The organism is Bacillus sp. FSL W8-0116, from assembly GCF_038003825.1.
Lineage (GTDB): Bacteria > Bacillota > Bacilli > Bacillales > DSM-4216 > Bacillus_O > Bacillus_O smithii.
On sequence record NZ_JBBOPY010000001.1, the window covers coordinates 265,940 to 284,774 of the forward strand.

At 39.7% G+C, this 18,835-nt stretch carries 17 protein-coding genes and 3 pseudogenes; 3 read left to right on the forward strand and 17 right to left on the reverse strand.

Features of this window, described 5'->3' with window-relative positions:
- Positions 1 to 126: 126 nt before the first annotated feature.
- Positions 127 to 366 (reverse strand): PadR family transcriptional regulator, encoded by a 240-nt coding sequence (locus tag N1I86_RS01205; RefSeq protein ID WP_341094546.1) that lies wholly within the window; start codon positions 364 to 366, stop codon positions 127 to 129.
- Positions 367 to 573: 207 nt separating this feature from the next.
- Between N1I86_RS01205 and N1I86_RS01210 the strand changes: the two genes are divergently transcribed.
- The gene (locus N1I86_RS01210) at positions 574 to 2,136 is read left to right on the forward strand and encodes a multicopper oxidase family protein (protein ID WP_341094548.1); all 1,563 of its coding nucleotides are present in this window, start codon (positions 574 to 576) and stop codon (positions 2,134 to 2,136) included.
- A gap of 321 nt (positions 2,137 to 2,457) precedes the next feature.
- Here N1I86_RS01210 and N1I86_RS01215 read toward each other — a convergent pair whose 3' ends face one another.
- From N1I86_RS01215 to N1I86_RS01280, 14 genes and pseudogenes are all read right to left on the reverse strand, one after another.
- The gene (locus N1I86_RS01215) at positions 2,458 to 2,931 is read right to left on the reverse strand and encodes a PCYCGC domain-containing protein (RefSeq protein WP_341094550.1); all 474 of its coding nucleotides are present in this window, start codon (positions 2,929 to 2,931) and stop codon (positions 2,458 to 2,460) included.
- A 212-nt stretch (positions 2,932 to 3,143) separates the two neighbouring features.
- Entirely contained in the window at positions 3,144 to 3,815 is a 672-nt protein-coding gene (locus tag N1I86_RS01220; RefSeq protein WP_327797706.1) for a response regulator transcription factor, read from the reverse strand.
- Between the two features lie 2 nt (positions 3,816 to 3,817).
- Positions 3,818 to 5,188 carry a sensor histidine kinase gene (locus N1I86_RS01225; protein WP_327797707.1) on the reverse strand — a complete coding sequence of 457 codons (1,371 nt, stop codon included), beginning with the start codon at positions 5,186 to 5,188 and terminating at the stop codon, positions 3,818 to 3,820.
- Positions 5,189 to 5,387: 199 nt separating this feature from the next.
- Positions 5,388 to 6,590 (reverse strand): annotated as a pseudogene (locus tag N1I86_RS01230) (transposase).
- A gap of 126 nt (positions 6,591 to 6,716) precedes the next feature.
- A pseudogene (locus N1I86_RS01235) lies at positions 6,717 to 6,971 on the reverse strand (hypothetical protein); the annotation flags it as partial.
- A gap of 222 nt (positions 6,972 to 7,193) precedes the next feature.
- Positions 7,194 to 7,397: a copper chaperone CopZ gene (copZ, locus tag N1I86_RS01240; RefSeq protein WP_003352827.1), complete on the reverse strand. Its 204-nt coding sequence runs from the start codon at positions 7,395 to 7,397 to the stop codon at positions 7,194 to 7,196.
- Positions 7,398 to 7,411: 14 nt separating this feature from the next.
- Positions 7,412 to 9,823: a heavy metal translocating P-type ATPase gene (locus tag N1I86_RS01245; protein ID WP_341094553.1), complete on the reverse strand. Its 2,412-nt coding sequence runs from the start codon at positions 9,821 to 9,823 to the stop codon at positions 7,412 to 7,414.
- Between the two features lie 15 nt (positions 9,824 to 9,838).
- Positions 9,839 to 10,150 (reverse strand): metal-sensing transcriptional repressor, encoded by a 312-nt coding sequence (locus N1I86_RS01250; protein WP_003352825.1) that lies wholly within the window; start codon positions 10,148 to 10,150, stop codon positions 9,839 to 9,841.
- Positions 10,151 to 10,413: 263 nt separating this feature from the next.
- Entirely contained in the window at positions 10,414 to 12,090 is a 1,677-nt protein-coding gene (gene ubiB / locus N1I86_RS01255) for a 2-polyprenylphenol 6-hydroxylase (RefSeq protein ID WP_341094555.1), read from the reverse strand.
- Between the two features lie 44 nt (positions 12,091 to 12,134).
- A complete protein-coding gene (locus tag N1I86_RS01260) occupies positions 12,135 to 12,425 on the reverse strand; it encodes a phasin family protein (RefSeq protein WP_003352822.1) in 291 nt (96 codons plus the stop codon).
- Between the two features lie 20 nt (positions 12,426 to 12,445).
- Positions 12,446 to 13,225, reverse strand: coding sequence for a patatin-like phospholipase family protein (locus tag N1I86_RS01265; protein ID WP_341094557.1), 780 nt, complete (start codon positions 13,223 to 13,225; stop codon positions 12,446 to 12,448).
- Between the two features lie 472 nt (positions 13,226 to 13,697).
- Positions 13,698 to 14,189: a GNAT family N-acetyltransferase gene (locus N1I86_RS01270; protein WP_327797798.1), complete on the reverse strand. Its 492-nt coding sequence runs from the start codon at positions 14,187 to 14,189 to the stop codon at positions 13,698 to 13,700.
- A 415-nt stretch (positions 14,190 to 14,604) separates the two neighbouring features.
- Positions 14,605 to 15,402, reverse strand: a complete 798-nt coding sequence (locus N1I86_RS01275) for an arsenite methyltransferase (protein ID WP_340396984.1) — start codon at positions 15,400 to 15,402, stop codon at positions 14,605 to 14,607.
- A gap of 281 nt (positions 15,403 to 15,683) precedes the next feature.
- Positions 15,684 to 16,139 carry a MarR family winged helix-turn-helix transcriptional regulator gene (locus tag N1I86_RS01280; RefSeq protein WP_341094560.1) on the reverse strand — a complete coding sequence of 152 codons (456 nt, stop codon included), beginning with the start codon at positions 16,137 to 16,139 and terminating at the stop codon, positions 15,684 to 15,686.
- 463 nt (positions 16,140 to 16,602) lie between these two features.
- On the opposite strand from N1I86_RS01280, the gene N1I86_RS01285 reads away from it, so the two are divergent.
- Positions 16,603 to 17,784 (forward strand): IS701 family transposase, encoded by a 1,182-nt coding sequence (locus N1I86_RS01285; protein WP_341094502.1) that lies wholly within the window; start codon positions 16,603 to 16,605, stop codon positions 17,782 to 17,784.
- An 80-nt stretch (positions 17,785 to 17,864) separates the two neighbouring features.
- Here the strand turns inward: N1I86_RS01285 and N1I86_RS01290 are convergent, their stop codons facing one another.
- Both N1I86_RS01290 and N1I86_RS01295 read right to left on the reverse strand, forming a co-directional pair.
- Entirely contained in the window at positions 17,865 to 17,996 is a 132-nt protein-coding gene (locus N1I86_RS01290; RefSeq protein ID WP_341094562.1) for a hypothetical protein, read from the reverse strand.
- A gap of 54 nt (positions 17,997 to 18,050) precedes the next feature.
- Positions 18,051 to 18,383: an aminotransferase class V-fold PLP-dependent enzyme gene (locus N1I86_RS01295; RefSeq protein WP_341094564.1), complete on the reverse strand. Its 333-nt coding sequence runs from the start codon at positions 18,381 to 18,383 to the stop codon at positions 18,051 to 18,053.
- Between N1I86_RS01295 and N1I86_RS01300 the strand changes: the two are divergent.
- Positions 18,315 to 18,773 (forward strand): annotated as a pseudogene (locus N1I86_RS01300) (aminotransferase class I/II-fold pyridoxal phosphate-dependent enzyme); the annotation flags it as partial. The gene N1I86_RS01295 and the pseudogene N1I86_RS01300 overlap by 69 nt on opposite strands.
- Positions 18,774 to 18,835: the final 62 nt, after the last annotated feature.

An 18,835-nucleotide genomic window follows, 5' to 3' on the forward strand; every position in this document is an offset into this window, starting at 1 on the left:
TCATTAATTCTTTTACAGATTCATTGAGATGCATTCGGGTTTCTTCTTTCAATTCCCTTGTATCGGGGTGCTTTGGATTTGGATGTTTGTATAATTGTTCAACATATTCATCAACCACCCTCATTTTTATCCATCTTTCCTTTCTTCCAAAAAGGTATCGATCAATTTTTTTATAAAATTCCATTCTTCGATTTTCAGATTATAATGGTAACGTCCCTCATCAGTCATTCGATAATATTTCCTACGGCCTCCCGATCCTTGCTCATCACTCCAATAAGTAGTAATCCATTTTCGCTTTTCCATTCTTTGTAAAGAAAGATGTAAAGTCCCCTCCTTCAATTCAAATCTTCCATTCGTTCTAACCATTCACTACCGATAACTCATAACTTAGTTATCATTACAGTGGCTTGTTTTTTTATTTTTATATCATGTCTCCAATTTAAAACGAATTTTTGATTTCCTCCCCATTACTAAGTACAAGCATGCTTCTCTTTTTCCTCCATAAATTTTGCACATTTATTATCTAAGATGATGATAGTATGATTTACACCATAAATTTAAAGGGGGAAAGGCATGAAGAAATTACTGTTAGGAACTTTATTTGCAGGAGTTATCGCTGTTGGTGCAGCCTGCTCAAATAATAATGTTTCGCACAATTCCATGCAAGGACACGATATGTCAAACAAGAAGGAAGAAACCGCCAAGGACTCCAGCCAACAACTTCCTTTGACAACAAATACAGAAGTTTTAACCGGTAAAGAGATTAATCTTACTGCTAAGGAAGCATTATTAAAAATCAATGATCAAGTAAAACTTCCGGTCTACACGTATAATGGATCTGTACCCGGTCCACAAATTCGAGTGAAACAAGGGGATCGTGTCATAATTCACTTTAAAAATGAATTGCCTGAACCGACATCGATACATTGGCATGGCTACCCTGTTCCAAATAGCCAAGACGGAGTTCCAGGGGTCACCATGGATGCAGTCAAACCAGGTGAAACCTATACGTATGAATTTACTGCAACCGTACCGGGAACGTATTGGTATCATTCCCATCAAGAAAGCGCGAAACAAGTGGACAAGGGGCTATACGGTACTTTAATCGTAGAGCCTAAGAATGAGGAAAAAGTAGATCGAGATTATACGCTAGTGTTAGATGAATGGATGAGCAAACCGAATGCAGAAAGCAATATGAATATGAGCGGTATGGATCATAGTAATATGGGACATGGTCAAATGGATATGAGCAGTATGGCCCATGATATGAGTATGTACGATATTTTCACAATTAATGGGAAAAGTGGTTCCGCTGTTAAACCTTTAAAAGTGAAGAAAGGCGAAAAAGTACGACTTCGCCTTGTAAACGCAGGGTACATGTCTCACAAGCTTCATCTGCATGGTCACAAGTTTAAAATCGTTGCTGCAGATGGGCAGCCGATAAAAGATCCGCAGCCAATCAAAGATGAACTTTTGAATATTGCTCCGGGTGAAAGATATGATATTGAATTTACAGCGAATCATCCAGGAGAATGGTTATTAGAATGTCACGGCGATGTGAAAGGTACAGATGGCATGAAAGTGAAAATTCAATACGAAGGTGCAAAAAGAAATACGGACAAAGCAAATGCAAAAGAGGACCTTCCTACCGTTGATTTGACAAAATACGGAAAACATGAATTAGGTTCATTTACGTTAGATCAAAAATATGATGTAGAGTATACGATGAATTTAGGAACCACAATGGGCAAAGATGGCATGGTCTACACGATTAATGGCAAAACATATCCTAAAACAGCACCTATCAATGTGAAAAAAGGAGATCTCGTAAAAGTAAAATTAGTGAACAATTCACCGACAGATTTACATCCAATGCATTTACACGGACATTTCTTCCAAGTGTTAAGCAAAAACGGCAAGCCCATTACAGGTTCCCCATTGATTAAGGATACGTTGAATTTAAAACCGGGTGAAGAGTATGTTGTCGCATTCAAAGCGGATAATCCGGGAAATTGGATGTTCCATTGCCACGATTTACATCATGCCTCAGCCGGAATGGTGACAGAAGTAAAATATACTGATTATAAATCGGATTATAAACCAAAACCGAATGATACAACCAATAAAGGCGAATAAAAAATTGAAAAAGTGTCAAACATTTAAGTTTCGATGCCCATTTTCAAAATGACAATGGAAACTTTAATTTGGTTGATGAACCTTCAACCGTTCACACCATTGTACGCACCGCTATTTTATTCAATCATGACACTTCTCCATACTTTTCAACCCTTGGTATTCCCAAAGGAATGGCCAAGGGTTTTTTGTAAGAAGTTATTTTTAGAAATTCTCGAGAGTATTCCTTACAAGAGTTGGTCTGTTTATATGGATATAATCTCCTGCTAAATCTGTTTTGAGCATCATTCAATCACAATTTCAACAAGTAATTTCAGCACCTTTTTACAGAGGCATTGGAGTTTTCGTTGGGTTGGCGTAGCCTTCTTTGTACTTTTCATCTATGTAATGGCGAATTTCCTTTATAGATTTTCCTTCTTGTTTCATCTTAATGGATTCATCTGCGATTTGTAAGCAAACACCGCAACGAGTTCCGTGATCATCCCATATGACAGAACCATCTTGATTGATTTTTTTGACAAAGCAATTCATGTTGCTCTTATGTCCGGCACTCTCACCACAACCGCAATAACAAGGAATCCATTGTAACAACTCAGTTGATTTTCCGGCAGCTTGATAGATCATTCGTATTTCTTTCTGTTGACCTTTTAAAAAGGATGGCAAAACTTCAGCAGAAGCCGTTTTTTCAAGCAAATCACCATTGGAAGAGTGCTCTTGATGTGATTGTTCATGATTGGAACCGCACGCCGATAGAATCAAAATGAGGAATAGTAAAACCATCATTCCTTTTATTTTCATTCTGGTCACCTCTTGAAATTATTAGATAAGACTAACGCATCATAACAAGTAGATATTCTAAGTTTCGTAATGCCTTTGTTACGTAATCAAAATTTGGGCACCCATAGAACGTAAACACAAAGAAAATATCTAACTCATTTGTTCAAGATTAGATCGCAATTCAGTCGCTACTTTTAAAGGATCAAAAGAAATCATTTTTTATTGGTCACACCTTATGTGTCCCATTTATATCCTACTCCCCAAACAGTTTGAAGAAATTGATCTATCGGAAAACCAGCTTTCCTAAGTTTTTCTCTAATATTTTTTATATGAGAATCTATTGTACGCTCTTCTGTGATTGCGTCATAGCCCCATAATGACACGATGATTTGTTCTCTGCTAAACACTCTGTTTGGATGCTTTAAAAACAGCCCTAATACGGCAAACTCTTTAGGGGTTAAACAAATGAGCTGATTTTTATACTGAACTTTATGCTGGTCTTCATCCCATACTAAACCTTGAAACTCAAGCTTCGAACGTTTACCAACCGAACGCCGCAGTACGGCCTCAATTCGAGCAAGCAACTCGGATTCGTCAAATGGTTTTGTAATATAATCATCAGCCCCCATTTTAAGTCCTTTTACTTTATCCAACGTTTGATCTCTTGCCGTCACCATGATAATAGGGATATTGGAAAATTCTCTAATTTGTTTGCAAGTTTCCCAACCATCCATTTCCGGCATCATAATATCGAGCAAGACTAAATCCGCCTTGTTCTTTTCTAAGTATTGCAACGCTGATAAACCGGACTCGCACTTTATACAATGATACCCTTGAGGGGAAAGATAAAGATCCAGCAAATCTAGCATTCGTTTTTCGTCGTCAACTAGTAAAATCGTGTGCACGCTCATCCCTCCTGTAGTGTAATTATTATCTTAGTTCCTTTTCCTGGGATACTATCCGCATAAATAGAACCTCCATGAGCTTCAACAATTTCTTTTACAATGGCTAAACCTAATCCCGTCCCACCTTTGGTTCTTGATCTTGATTTTTCCACACGATATAACCGTTCAAAAATATGCGGCAAATCCTCTTCCGGAATTCCCGTTCCTTCGTCCGAAACAATAATCATAACATTCTTTTTTTTCTCTTTTACATAGATGGAGACGGTTGAACTTTGATCTGAATATTTTAATGCATTGTCTAACAGATTCATCATTACTTGCTCAAAACGTTTTTGGTCTATGTGGACGGTAATATTCCCATCACAGAAATAGTTAAGAGACATGTTTTTCGCTTGAAAAGCAGGATTCAGTTTGTCATACAATTTTTTTAAGAATGCGCATAAGTTTGTAGATTCCTTATGAATGTGAAAGGAATGTTGATCCATCTGCGCTAACTCAAAAAGATCTTTTACTAATTTTTCCATATGCTCTGCTTCTTCATAAATAATGGACAAATATCGATTTCTCTCTTCTTCTTCAATATTGGTTCTCCTGGCGATGTCGGCATACCCCTTTACATAAGTTAATGGAGTACGAAGCTCATGAGATATACTAGCGAGAAATTCTTTTCTTTCTTTTTTTAAGAATTCCAAATCCAACGCCAATGTTTGAATGGCTTTCCCTAATTCCGCCAATTCGTCTCCCCCTTTTACTTGCAAACGAACAGAAAAATCACCTTTACTTAATTTTTCGGTCATCTGTTTCATGCGTATGAGAGGAATGGTAATGACTCTTGATAAGAAAGCAATGGTAATAATGGTTAAAAAGACAGAAAGAATTCCAACCATAATGAAATGGTGCTTTAACTTATAAATCATATATTGAATGGAATCGGTATTTTGAAACATATAGACGTATCCTTTTAGTTTGCCGTTGATTCGAATCGGGCTTACGGTTGCAATATGCGACTCCTTTTGCCAGTTTTTTTGTACAATCATTCCGCGATAGGGAATGTTTTTATTTGTTTTTTTAATGATTTTTTTTGCAACCGGCAAAATATGATTGGAAAAATATAATATTTTTCCATTGTCATTTGTAATTACGACGTCTGTCTCCGCTTCAGATTCCATCAATTTGACATGTTCTAATGTTGAAGGATTATAATTTTTTTCCAACACATCGCGGTGGCTGTTCCCTCTTGCTAAGAGTTGCTCAAATTCCTCATTAATTCTCGAATGAACCAGAGTAACATATAAAGACGCAAATAAAACCGCTTCTACTCCTAATACAAATACAAAAAATAATAGTCCCAATTTAAACGAAATTTTTCTCACTTTTTTCCCTTCCATTCAACCATAAGTCCAGAATGAAAATATGTATTATTTTATATGAGCATTTTGCAAAATTAGATTTTTTGGATAAAAGTATAAAAAATAAAGCACTCGACAAATAGCTACCAGCATGTTATTTTACAAAATATTACAATAATCTTGTTTTCGGGCATACCTACAGAATTTTTCACATTGAATTTTTTTAAGCGGCTTTCTTCCCTTTATTTTCCTTTGCCATCGCTAGCGCTGAAACAAGTAATACAATAGCGTTCAGGTAAATATGGGTCTTTACTTTTTCAATTCCCCATACATGTAGGGAGTTCGCCGTAAGGTAGCTTTTCATTCTTGAATTACAGCGTTCTACACTTGTCCTCTCGTTGTAAAGCTCTTTCCAACGTTTTGTATCACGGTGCGGATTGGAATATCGGCGCACATCCTTTTTGATGTCGACTTTTACCACCATTCCATAGTTGGAAGATGAACAGGCTGCCATTCCTAATGGGCAATCCACTTTGCCGGTTGCGTGAGGACATCTGAACTTGAGCTGGTCCTTATCAGCTCCCCAATAAGTCATTTCATAACCCATGGAACAACGCGGAGTTCCATTGGAAGAAATCCCTTCAGGAGGCTCTTTTTCGTTGCGCAAATTGAGCGGGATAATGGCTTGCGCTCCAATGTTTTTGGCTGATTCATAGTTTTTTAGTTGGTCATATCCGCCATCCATGATCAGAAATTCAATTTTGGATTTGGTACGCTCTGCCACTTGCTCTATTCATTCTGGTGCGACTTCTCCATCGTTCACATGGGCAGGGGTTACTTTTATGGCCATTGGCAGTTCGCTTGCGGTATCGACTGAAAGATGCATCTTATAGCCAAACCAGGTAATTTTATTGCCGAAGGAATCATATTTTGCGCCCCAATTGGCATTACCCGTTTGTTCACTACGCTTTTTGGGCTGTTTCTTTTCATAGGCATCAATGGCGGCACTGTCGATGGCCTGGTGGCTGCCGTCAATTATTCCTTCCTCCTGAGCTAACTGTACCAAGTCAAGGAAGATCTTTTCAGCCAGCTTTTTTTTGGTAAGTGCCGCAAAAACCCGGCTGAGAGTGGAGATAGACGGTGCGGGGCGATCAATCGATAAACCGCATTGATAACGGAAACGAAGGTCTTTATCCAATCGATGATGAAGGGCGGTAAAGGTGTCGATGCCTTCGAGTGGGGCAGCGATGAGAGCCCTTAGAATCCCTTCTCTGGAATGACCGTCAGCCCCTCGGGGTGAAGAACTTCTCAACTGTTTAGCATAAGGGCGTAAATCAAGCGAGCTAAAAAAGATAGGTAATTTCTCTTTTGACTCTAATTTTTGCAGTTCTTCAAAGGAAAATAGGCTTTCTTGTAGAATATACAAAGTGACTTCCTCCTTTTGAATTTTTGTGGTTTCGTCACTTCAAAAATTCTACATTTTAGGGGTGAAGTCCTTTTTTGTGTCTTTGAAATCCTTATGGCTCTTGGGTCAAAAAATATGCAAAATGCTCAAATAAGAAATTGGCAATTGATTCACCACGAAACCGATCAAAGCCGTAATAGAAGGAACCAGAAAAATCTTGAATGGCTGTCTTATCCACCCCTCATCTCGCCACACCCACATGGCAATCGCCATGGCTGCTACTTCCGGCAAAATGATTTCGCGATCTTTAAGTATCACCGAAGCTGTTATCATCGCGATAATAAAAGCGAAGCTTATAATATAGGAAATAATTGTTTTTTTCTTTGAAACAGTTGATTCCATCTTTGTATACTCCTTTTTTGTGTTTCTCCATACTGTTTCTCTGCTTTCTTGTAGTTTAACGCCCTATCAAAATGGAAAAGGTTGTATTCATCATTTCTAATGCCAAATTTGTCCGTAAAAATGTTCATAGTTAGGCTTGTCAGACTTTTGTCGTCCAAACCGTTGATCATGTCAAAAATGATAAGAGATCATGGATTTTTGCTCCATGATCTCTTGTGGATGTTATTTCACATCGTAACCTTGATCCTCGATCGCTTCTTTCATTTTTTCTACACTGACTTTTGTCTCATCAAAAACTACATCCACAGTGCCTTCTTTTAGATGCACATCTACATTTTTCACACCATCCAGCTCTTTAAGAGCATTTGTTACGGCCATTTTGCAGTGTCCGCAAGTCATTCCTTCGACGTTTAATGTAATGTCCATTAAGAATTCCTCCTTTATATCGTTCCATTTTCTATTTTCACGCGTTTCAAACGAAGCGCGTTTGTCACAACCGATACAGAGCTGAATGCCATAGCCGCTCCCGCAACCCAAGGCTCCAATAATCCAGCTGCTGCCACAGGAATGCCAATAGAATTATAAAACAAAGCCCAAAATAGATTTTGTCGAATGTTTCTCATCGTTTTACGGCTTAACTCAATCGCATTTGGAATATGCGCCAGATCTCCGCCAACCAACGTTACATCAGCCGTTTCAATCGCGACATCCGTTCCTGTGCCGATGGCCATTCCGATATCCGCTTTTGCAAGAGCAGGAGCATCATTGATCCCATCGCCGACCATCGCCACTCGTTTTCCTTGTTTTTGGAGTTCTTCAACGATTTTCGCTTTGTCTTCAGGGAGCACTTCGGCATACACATGATCCACATTCACTTGCTTCGCTATCGCTTCAGCCGTGCGTTGATTGTCTCCCGTTACCATGTACACTTCTATACCCATTTGTTTTAAAGTTTGAATGGCTTCTTTGGAGCTTTCTTTTACGGTATCCGCGACAGCAATGATGCCGGCAATCTGATGGTCAATGGCAACCAGCATGGCGGTTTTCCCTTGTTTTTCAAAATCCGCCATTTGATTTTCATGCTCGGATATGTCAATCGAGTGTTCCTTCATCAATTTTCGCGTTCCAACAAGAAGATGTTTGCCTTCAATAACAGCTTCAATTCCGTGGCCGGGAATGGCGGAGAAATGCTCCGATGGTTTTATGGAAATCGCTTGTTTTTTTCCGTATTCCACTATCGCCTGGGCCAGCGGATGTTCAGAAGCGCTCTCGGCTGAAACGGCATAATCAAGCATGCCATTTTGAAACTCTACTACATCTGTTACTTCTGGTTTTCCCTTTGTAACAGTACCTGTTTTATCCAGCAGCACAGCATTGATTGTATGCGTTCCTTCTAAATACTCACCCCCTTTAAAGAGGATCCCTTTTTCCGCCCCTTTACCGGTTCCGACCATAATGGATGTCGGAGTAGCCAATCCAAGCGCACAAGGACAGGCGATGACAAGGACCGCAATGGCCACTTCAAGCGCCTTTGGCAAGTCACCCGGCGCCACAATGAAGTACCATATCATAAACGATGCAACAGAAATCCCTACCACAATAGGCACGAAAATTCCTGAGATGACATCTGCCATCCGCTGAATCGGCGCTTTAGAACCTTGAGCCTCTTCAACGATTTTAATAATATTGGCAAGGGCTGTATCTTTTCCTACCTTTTCTGCTCGAATGGTCAGTACGCCATTTGTATTCAAAGTAGCTCCTATGACAGCGTCTCCTTCTTTCTTATCAACCGGAATCGATTCACCTGTAATCATCGATTCGTCCACTGAGGAAACTCCGGCGATTACAGTACCGTCTACCGGTATTTTTTCTCCGGGCTTGACGAGAATCGTATCACCGATCACCACTTCTTCAAGCGGAACTTTTACTTCTTGCCCATTACGGATGACAAGAGCTTCTTTTGCCTGCAGACTTAACAGCTTAGAGATAGCTTCTGTCGTTCGCCCTTTCGCCAATGTTTCAAAATATTTTCCAACAAGTACAAGGGTTATCAACACGGCACTTGTTTCAAAATACAATTTGGGCATATATTCGGGATTGGCTAAAGTTTTAAAAGCTTCATACAAACTGTAAAAGTAAGCGGCCGATGTTCCAAGGGCTACTAATACATCCATGTTTGCACTTTTATTCCGTAATGCCCGATAAGCCCCAAGATAGAAAGGACCGCCAATATAGAACTGAACGGGTGTCGCTAAAAGAAGTTGGAACCACGGATTCATTAATAAATGCGGCAGCGGCAAGCCTAAATCAAAAGGCATATGAGCAATCATCGTATAAAGCAAGGGCAATGATAAGATGATCGAAATAGCCAGCTGTCGTTGCTTTTGTTTCAGCTGCACTTTTCTTCGATCAGCTTGATCTTGTTCTTCATCGTGGATCTGTCCCTTGTAGCCTAGCTTTTTGATTTTTTCTAAAATATCTTCTACAGAAGAAACGCCTTCATTGTATTCTACAACCGCACTGTTTGTCGCCAGGTTAACAACCGCACTTGTAACGCCCTCCATGCGTTTTAGCCCTTTTTCGATACGAGTCGCACAGGCCGCGCATGTCATCCCTTCAATATCTAGCGTTACTTTTTCAGTCGCAACGCCATATCCTAATTTGTTAATTCTTGTTTGAATATCGGCTACACTTTGTTTAGCCGGATCATATTTAACCGTTGCTTTTTCCATCGCTAAATTGACATTGGCTTCTACTCCATCCATCTTGTTCAGCACTTTCTCAATACGATTGGAACAAGCGGCACATGTCATACCAGTCACTTTTAATGTGACGATCTTTTGTTCACTCATAAAGCATTCCCCCCTTTACTTAGAGAATTGCTTAACAACTTCCATTAACTCTTGAATGGATTCTTCTCCGTTGCCTTCACGAATCGCTTTAGAAACACAATGATTGGCATGACGTTCCAACAAATTAAAACCTACTTTCTTTAATGCGGCTTGAATAGCCGAAATTTGAACTAAAATATCAATACAATAACGGTTGTCCTCCACCATTTTTTGCACTCCACGCACCTGTCCTTCAATGCGTTTCAAGCGCTTTATTAAACTTTCGATTTCTTCCTCTGTTCGGGGAACCATTTTAGGATTGATGGAATTATCTTCACAGTGGTCCACTGATATCACCTCATTCTGATCGCATCTTCATTATACATTATACCGGTAAGGGGTATAAAACACAATCATACAGCCCCATTTTATTCTTATTTTTTGACACCATCCCGCAAAAACATCATCGAATACCAATCACTAAAAGGCGTTCTCCTTTTAGACTTTTTCCTGTTATGCATTAGACTTGCTGCCCAATCGTAATGTATACAGTGAAACTCCCCCTACAGCCGGGGGTTCTTCCACTTGCGATCATTCATTTTTCTATTTCATTAAAATCTTCCTGACTTAAAAATCGAATACCAAAGCCAAAAAAACATGAGTGTCGCTACCACGAATCCCATCTCAATGGCGGGAAACTTCCACAACAACGTGGATTGTCTATTCATGGAAGAACCGATAATGATCCCAACCATAATGATGCTGAAAGACAATAAAACAATGCTAAATGATAATCGATTACTGATCTGATCCAATTTCTTTAAAAAAAGATCCAGTTCCGGGATGCCGACCTCCATACGAAGTCTTCCCCGCTTGGCCAAAGAAGCAAATTCTTTCATGTGTTTTGGAAAGTCCAAAATCAATTCTCCATAATCAGAAACTTGCTTCCATACCGTTTCTGCTACATTTTTGGGATGGTATCGTTCTTTTAACAGTCGACGGCCAAATGGTTCGGCAATATCGAGTATGCTGAATTCAGGATCAAGATTTTCAACTACGCCTTCAACCGTCAGCAAAGTTTTTCCTAATAACGATAAGTCGGCCGGAATTCGGATTGAATGCTGAAAAGCTAAACGAAATAAATCGTTCACGGCCTCCCCTAAACGAATTTGGCTTAAAGGAACATCATAATATTTTTCCCTCATACGTTCTACATCAGCTCGCAACTGTTTCATGTTTACATCATCCGGAATCAATCCCATTGCACTGATCGAATGAATCACCCCATCGGTACTTTGACGCATCAACGAAATGATTAAAGATGAAAAATGATATCTCATATCGGGAGTAAGCCGCCCTACCATTCCAAAATCGAGAAAAGCAATGATCTCTCCAGGTAATACTAGTACATTACCTGGATGCGGGTCCCCGTGAAAAAAGCCACCGATGAAAACTTGTTGAAAAATTCCTTTTGCAAGACGTTCAGCTAAGTTTTTTAAGTTGTAGCCATTTTTCTTCAGTTGGTCTATTTCATTGAATTTTACCCCTTCGACATATTCCATCGTTAATACTTTTTTAGTGGTATACTCCCAAAAAACTTTTGGAACGTAGATGGTAGAATCATCTTTAAACTGATTGGCAATTTTCTCCGCATTCCGTGCTTCATTCGTATAGTCGAGTTCTTTGCGAAGGGACTTAGAAAATTCATCTATCATATCGCGAATTTGATACTTTGCCGCCAATTCCGATCGTTGTTCAGCTAATGTCGCCAAATCTTGAAGAATTTCCAAATCTGTTTCAATCACAGTCGTAATATTTGGGCGTTGTATTTTGACTGCTACCTGTTCCCCGTTGCGCAAAGTGGCCCGATGGACTTGTCCGATCGAAGCAGCCGCAAGTGGCACGTCCTCAAAATGGAGAAATATGTTTTCAATTTCTTCTCCTAATTCATTTTGAACAATTTCACGCACTTCTTGAAAAGAGAAAGGTGGAACATGGTCTTGCAGTTTTTCTAATTCTCTGATGATCTCTTCAGGAATCAAATCAGGGCGAGTACTGGCGATTTGCCCCAATTTCACGAAAGTAGGACCCAATTCTTCCAGAACGATTCTAATTCGTTCACCGACAGACTTAGAAGCTTTTTTCTTTTTCTCGAAAAACAGACGCTGAGGGAGGGAGAGGAATTGAGCAATGCCGGTTTCCTCGACCACCATTCCAAAACCGTTACGAATCAGCGTAATAGCAATATCGCGATAACGACTGATATGACGAATTCTTTTCCCAATCATACTATATCCCCTTCAAAAGACTAGGAACCCGAGACAGGGTTCCTTTACTTATCATCATTTTCCAATTTCTGAATTCGTTGTTCCAGTTTTTGAATATCCTCTTTTGTCGCTAAATCCAATTCGTTTAATATTTGTTTGATTTGCTCCCGTACAATGCGTTGTAATCCTTTTTTTTCTTCTTCTCCCCGCTGAACCAGCTGATTGACCATGTCTTTTGATTCTTCCAGAGACAACTCCCCTTTTTTCACCAAATCATTCACAAATTTTTCTGCTTGTTCCTTGCTCGTAACAGCCAAACCTAGTCCAAATGCCAATCCTTTTTTGATTAAATCCATTTCCAATTCAACCCCCTATACTATTTTGATTCCAACAAAGATAACACTTCAGGAATCTTCCGTTGAGCTTCTCGCTCGCCAGCTTCAATGCATTCTCGGATTCTGCTTGTGTCGAACGCTAAAATATGACCTACTTCCGGGCGAAAAACGACATCTACATACTTCAAGTTGACACGGCGCTGCACAGTCATCATAATCGTAAACGAACGATAAACCGTTTCGAATATATTACGAGGCTCCTGTTCATCATGTTCCCTTTCGACATCTACGGCAAGGATCTTATCCATTCCGGCTTCATGAAGCAAGTCGGCAGGGAGATTATTTAAAATTCCGCCATCCACCAATACTTTACCTTGATAATGAACGGGAGAAAAAATACCAGGAACCGATGTGGTTGCTCGAATAGCCAAGACAAGGCTGCCTTCTTTCATCACGAAAACATTTCCTTTAATCAAATCGACCGATACTGCCCGAAACGGTATCTTCAAATCCTCGATTTTAATATCACCAAGCCCTTTTTGCTCCAAAAATTGAATCAAAATAGCGTATATTTTATTTCCGGCTAAAATTCCACGTTTTCGAATTCCGATATCCATCAATCGATAAGATGGCGTGCTTAGAACAAACTCTTCAATTTCTTCTACATCAATACCCGCGGCAACTAAGCCTCCAATCGCACCGCCCATACTCGTTCCTGCTATAAAATCAATGGGGATTCGATGCTTCTTTAACACTTTTAACACTCCAATAAGGGCTATTCCGCGTACGGCACCGCCTCCTAAAGCAATTCCTACTTTCACGACTATTCTATCCCTTCACCAGAAGATTTATGGGTATGGTACCATTTTTCGCTTTTTGTCGCAAAAGGAAACTGTTGAAGAAAAATGATCTGGATGAATTCAAAACAGTTTCTTATCCTATAGTTTATTCAATTGAGTAACAAGTCCATGCCTCATTTTAATCGTTCCATAGTATAAATTCTCTTTTAAGATCCAATTAAGAATGGTTAGTTTGATCAAATGATTCGGATCCTTTTGAAAGTAGGTTAAAGCGATTGCGTTTTTATTTTAATATTAACACTTTTCGATAAAAAATCGCAGACCTAAATGATATTGAATTGCTTTAATTTACCATTCCAAACCATTACCAAATTTTATTTTACAACCCAATTGGTAGTCAGTCTGCTTTCAAGAAAGGCGAAATTTAGAATTAAATCAAATATTCATTGTACTTAAAATAAAGAGTGGTTTTACCCTTATTCTCAACAAATAGTCAATCTATCCCTATATTTTGACTACGACGTTCTAATAACACAACATCCCGCCATACACCGTTTAACTTGCCAATACGTTGTCGTATCCCGACTTCATGAAAGCCGACACTTTGATGTAAATGTAAACTCGGTATGTTTTCAGGGAAAACCCCTGCACTCAATGTCCAATATCCTTTTGACTCTGATTCTTTAATCATCGCTTGTAGAAGTAATTTTCCAACTCCTTTTCCTCGACTTTCATCTCGAACATACACACTGACTTCACCTACCCCGCTATATACGCAGCGATCTGACACGTTACTAATCTTACACCAGCCTTGTATGCCTTTTTCATCCTCAGCAACTAAACATAAATTTGAGGCAATGGTCGATTCCCATTTTTCAAATGACGGTGCTGATGTTTCAAATGTTGCTTGTCCGGTCGCAATTCCTTGTTCGTAAATGTCCTTCACTTGCGACCAATCTTCTTTACGAAAACTACGAATGTTCATCTTCAAAATCACCCCTTATTTTATATTGAGAACGGTTGGTCTAAGGATTTATAGACAGCTATCATTCCTCTCAATAATTGAATGATCTAAATACCGGATTTTTTTACTTCCACATTCTGAATATCACCGCAACCTTCTTTTCTATGGAATAACGAAACATTATTTTCGGTATTTCTATTCTAATTTTCTCCTCGAATGACATATAATAAAAATTTTGATAACTTACATCAATAATTCAGAATAGTGAACGACACGATTAATTTTTTAAGATAATGTATAAATCATGATGACACCGATTAGAATCACCTGCTCAGCTTTTCACCCGTACCATGATCCATACAGGTAAATGGAATTCACTGCTTAACTCTTTTTTTCTTGACGAACAGTGAACAAGTAAAAATCAGATTAACCATTTTTAAGGTTTTGTTGCTTTTATAATCGCAGAAACAATGTAGTCCGTGATGTCTGCACTAGTCACCCATTCTTTGATAAACTCCTTCGATTCATCTTTTGGTTCGATGGCGATCTGTACGAAACCGCTCTGTTGTAATATGGATTCCAACTCATCAATCGATGATGCTCCCGAAACGCAGCAAGAGTACAAGTCGTCCGTGTTGTTTTTGATTTCCTTTGGAAGTTCTTCCATTGCTACAACATCGGAAATAACAAGGCGGCCTCCAGGCTTCAGTACACGATAGGCCTCCTTAAACACTTTAAGTTTATCCGGGGAAAGGTTAATAACACAATTAGAAATGATGATATCAACTGATCTATCTGCCACCGGTAAATATTCGATCTCTCCTAACCGAAATTCCGTGTTGAGAAAGCCTCCCTTAGCCGCATTGTTACGAGCTTTGCTGATCATTTCCGGCGTCATGTCCACCCCAATGACGCGACCGGTTTCTCCAACCTGTTGTGCTGCCAGAAAGCAATCAAATCCAGCACCACTGCCAAGATCCAATACTATTTCTCCCTGCTTCAATTTCGCAATCGCCAGCGGGTTTCCGCAACCAAGTCCAAGATTCGATCCTTCTGGCACGATAGATAAGTCCTCATCCGAGTACCCTAACTTTGCCGACGTTTCGTTTAGAAAATCACAGCATCCTGAAAAACCGGAACAGCAGATTCCAGACTCCACATTATTCTGTATCGCAATTTGTTTATAGCGATTGCGAACCTTTTGTCGGATTTGATCGTTATGAACATAATTCATGTGCCATCACTCCTAAAATGATAATGATAAAGAACATCGTAATTTCCATTGTTGCGAACGAACTCACAACGTTGTGACCATTCCTAATAACCATTCCCTTTACGAAGTTGGAATCATCGAAAAAATGCAAATATAAAAAGCAATTCTCATAATAGTTGCAAACACAACAAGCAACCATGGCCGACTATAAAGATTGAAACACTTTAAACTTTCTTAGCATACATTCAGATTCTATTTATTTGCAAATTACAACTTTTTGGTTATTTTTTATGATCAAGTCTTTACCTACTAATCACTAACGGATTGCAACATAGACTTGTCTTTGCCATGCATTCATTCAACAATTTAATCGAACGAATCACTGTTTCTTTCTCAAATTCCGTCATATTTGAAAATACATCGTCAAAATATCGATTGATTTCTTGATCAATAGTGGTTGTTATAAACTTTCCTTCGGTGGTTAACGATAACGTGTATACCCTTCGATCTTCAGGAAGTGGCGTTTTTTTTACTAATCCCATTTTCACCAAATTTTGAATTTGTCTACTGAATGTTGTTATATCCATTCCCAATACTTCCGCCACTTGTTGCATGGAAGAATATTCACTTTTGTTAATTTCATAAAGAATATGGCTTTGAACGAGAGAAATATCCACATCATTAATAGAACAGCAATTTTTATTCAGCAATCCAAAACGACATGTCATGACTTGAAACAACTCTCTAATGTTTTCCACTTTTTTCACCTCTATATTATTTATACTACATTATTTGCAAATCACAAATAATAATCTTCAAAAATTTTAAAAAATTATTTTGTTAAATAAATACTGCAGCTCCATCGGATCATTGAATGGAGCTTAAGAAAAAAGCTGTTAAAACCATTAGTTATACAACTAGGGTATTTATGCATTTCACTTGTTTAAAAATAGAATATTCTCACTGATTTTCAAAAGAAAAAATCGATTTTTTCAATCTTTTGTCCGCTGAAACCAATATATTTTGTTACTAACCCCCAAAAAAGTTGCGAGTTATCTGGCCTGGATCATTTCAGTTTTTCCCTGATGTTTATCTTGTTAACTGTAGATGAGCAAATTCGCTAACATAAATTTACAACCAAACAAAAAAAGAGACATGAACCCGATTCCTTGATTAGAATAGATGTGTCACCAAAACTATTCACAAGGAGGTTCATGTCTCATGAATAGATTAGCACATCATCAAGGAATCCACAAGTTTTTCACGATGTTGGGGTTGGCACTTTATTTTTCAAAACCTGTCATGAAGCATCTCGTTCATATCGTGGATGCGCTGACCACCAAAGGATTTGCGGGAACATTGACCGATCTTCATCATTGGAGCTTTCATCCGAACCACCGCACGACACTCAGCCATTTTTTCACGAAAAGCCCTTGGGATGAAGAGACGCTGCTTCGCAAACTTCAACAGTGGATGCTTCGTCGTGTCGAACGCATCGCCAAACAGGAGAATCAACCCCTTTTTGTTTCGATCGATGATACGATTTGCCAAAAAACCACGCCTTCGTCACAGGCAACGCACGCCATTCAAGGGTGTGATTGGCACTATTCTCACACAGAGAAAAAGTCGATCTGGGGACATTCTCTCGTTTGGCTCATGGTTCATACGATGACCCAGGCTTTTCCCTTTGCGTTCCGCCTCTACGACAAGGCGGCTGGGAAAAGCAAGGGGGAACTCGCGATCGAGATGCTTTCTTCTTTGGATGTACACCGTCCTGTTTATGTGCTGATGGACTCTTGGTATCCATCGCAAACGCTCGTGGAAGCTTGTCTGAAAAAGGGATTCCACGTAATCGCAATGCTCAAGGCCAATCGGCTTCTTTATCCAAAAGGCATTGCGGTTCAGGTGAGGGAGTTTGCCCGCTACATCGAACCGAAAGACACTCACCTCGTCACGGTGGGAGAAGAGCGTTATCGGGTTTATCGCTACGAAGGCTCTCTCAAAGGTCTCGATGATGCCGTGGTGCTGCTCGCTTGGAAAGCCGATCAGCCGATGACATCGGAACATCTTCACTGCGTCTTGAGCACCGACCGGGATCTAAGCGATGAAGAGATCTTGCGCTACTATGCCCAGCGTTGGTCGATCGAATGTTTTTTCCGTCAAGCGAAAGACCAGCTGAAACTCGATGGATACCGCGTTCGCGGACGTCGGGCGGTGAAACGCTACTGGATCTTGGTGCAGCTTGCTTACGTGTACAGCATGTTCGAGTCGAACAGCGATTTTTCTGATGGGCTCGATCTTCTGCGCAAGAGAAAAGGACATAGCCTCGTGGAGTTCATTTACCGTGCAGCGAAACAAAATATTCCCATTGATACCGTGAAAAAACAGCTCCACGTGGCATAAGGGGTACCCTGTTTGTCTCTTTTACATGGTAATTATTGTAATTAAAATTGCTCAACTACAGTTGTTAAGCTATCCGTTACTTATTTATTGGTATTAAGAACCATTGTCAACTCATCAATCGCCTGCCGAATTTCATCCTGCGTATTGTAAAAATGGGGAGCGATTCGGATGACGTCGTTTCTGGCAGAAACAATGATATTTCTCTCTTTCAAAATGGATTATGCTCAGCATTTTTCACATAAAAAGCTGTCATGGCGCCTCGTTGATCAGCAGATAGAGGCCCAGCAACGTGTAATCCTTTGTCCATAATCTAATGCGAATTGAGCTAATGGATTTAAATAAGAAGATATATTCTCCACTCCTATATCAAGAAGCAAACGAAGAGCGGCGGCAGCGGCATAAGCGCTGATAAAAGAGGGTGTACCAGTTTCAAAACGACGTGCTCCAGCTGCTAATGTGAATTGATGAACGTTGAATTTCGAATGATTTTCTTGACCAAACCATCCTGTTATACGAGGCTTCCATTTTTCGGCTTGAGAATCGGCTGGGTAGTTGGGCCGATCCCTGTCATTGAGCGATTGGCGGATATTAAAATGCAAACCGATTACGGATCCAGTCCCTTGTCCCAGTGGGCGGTTGCGGAATGGCTTTCAAGCGGATTATACCATCGCCATTTGGATGAGGTCAGAAAAGCATTGAAGGTGCGAAGAGAGGTCATGAATGATTCATTGCAAAGGTATTTTTCCGACATTGCGACCTGGTCTGTTCCAAAAGGCGGTTTTTATGTATGGCTTCGCTTATCGCCTTCACTCTCCATACGTGAACTTTTTGAAAAAGCATTAGAACACGGAATTCTATTGAATCCAGGAAATGTCTACGATCAACATGCGACTCAGTATCTTCGACTTTCTTATTCCTATGCTTCTATAGCTGATTTGAATAGAGGAATGGTTCTTCTTTCGAAAGTGATCCGTGAGCTAACCACTTAACTCTCGATTGAGCCAAAAAAGTCACTGAAGTTCACAACGGCTTTTTTGGCTATAGGGAGTGT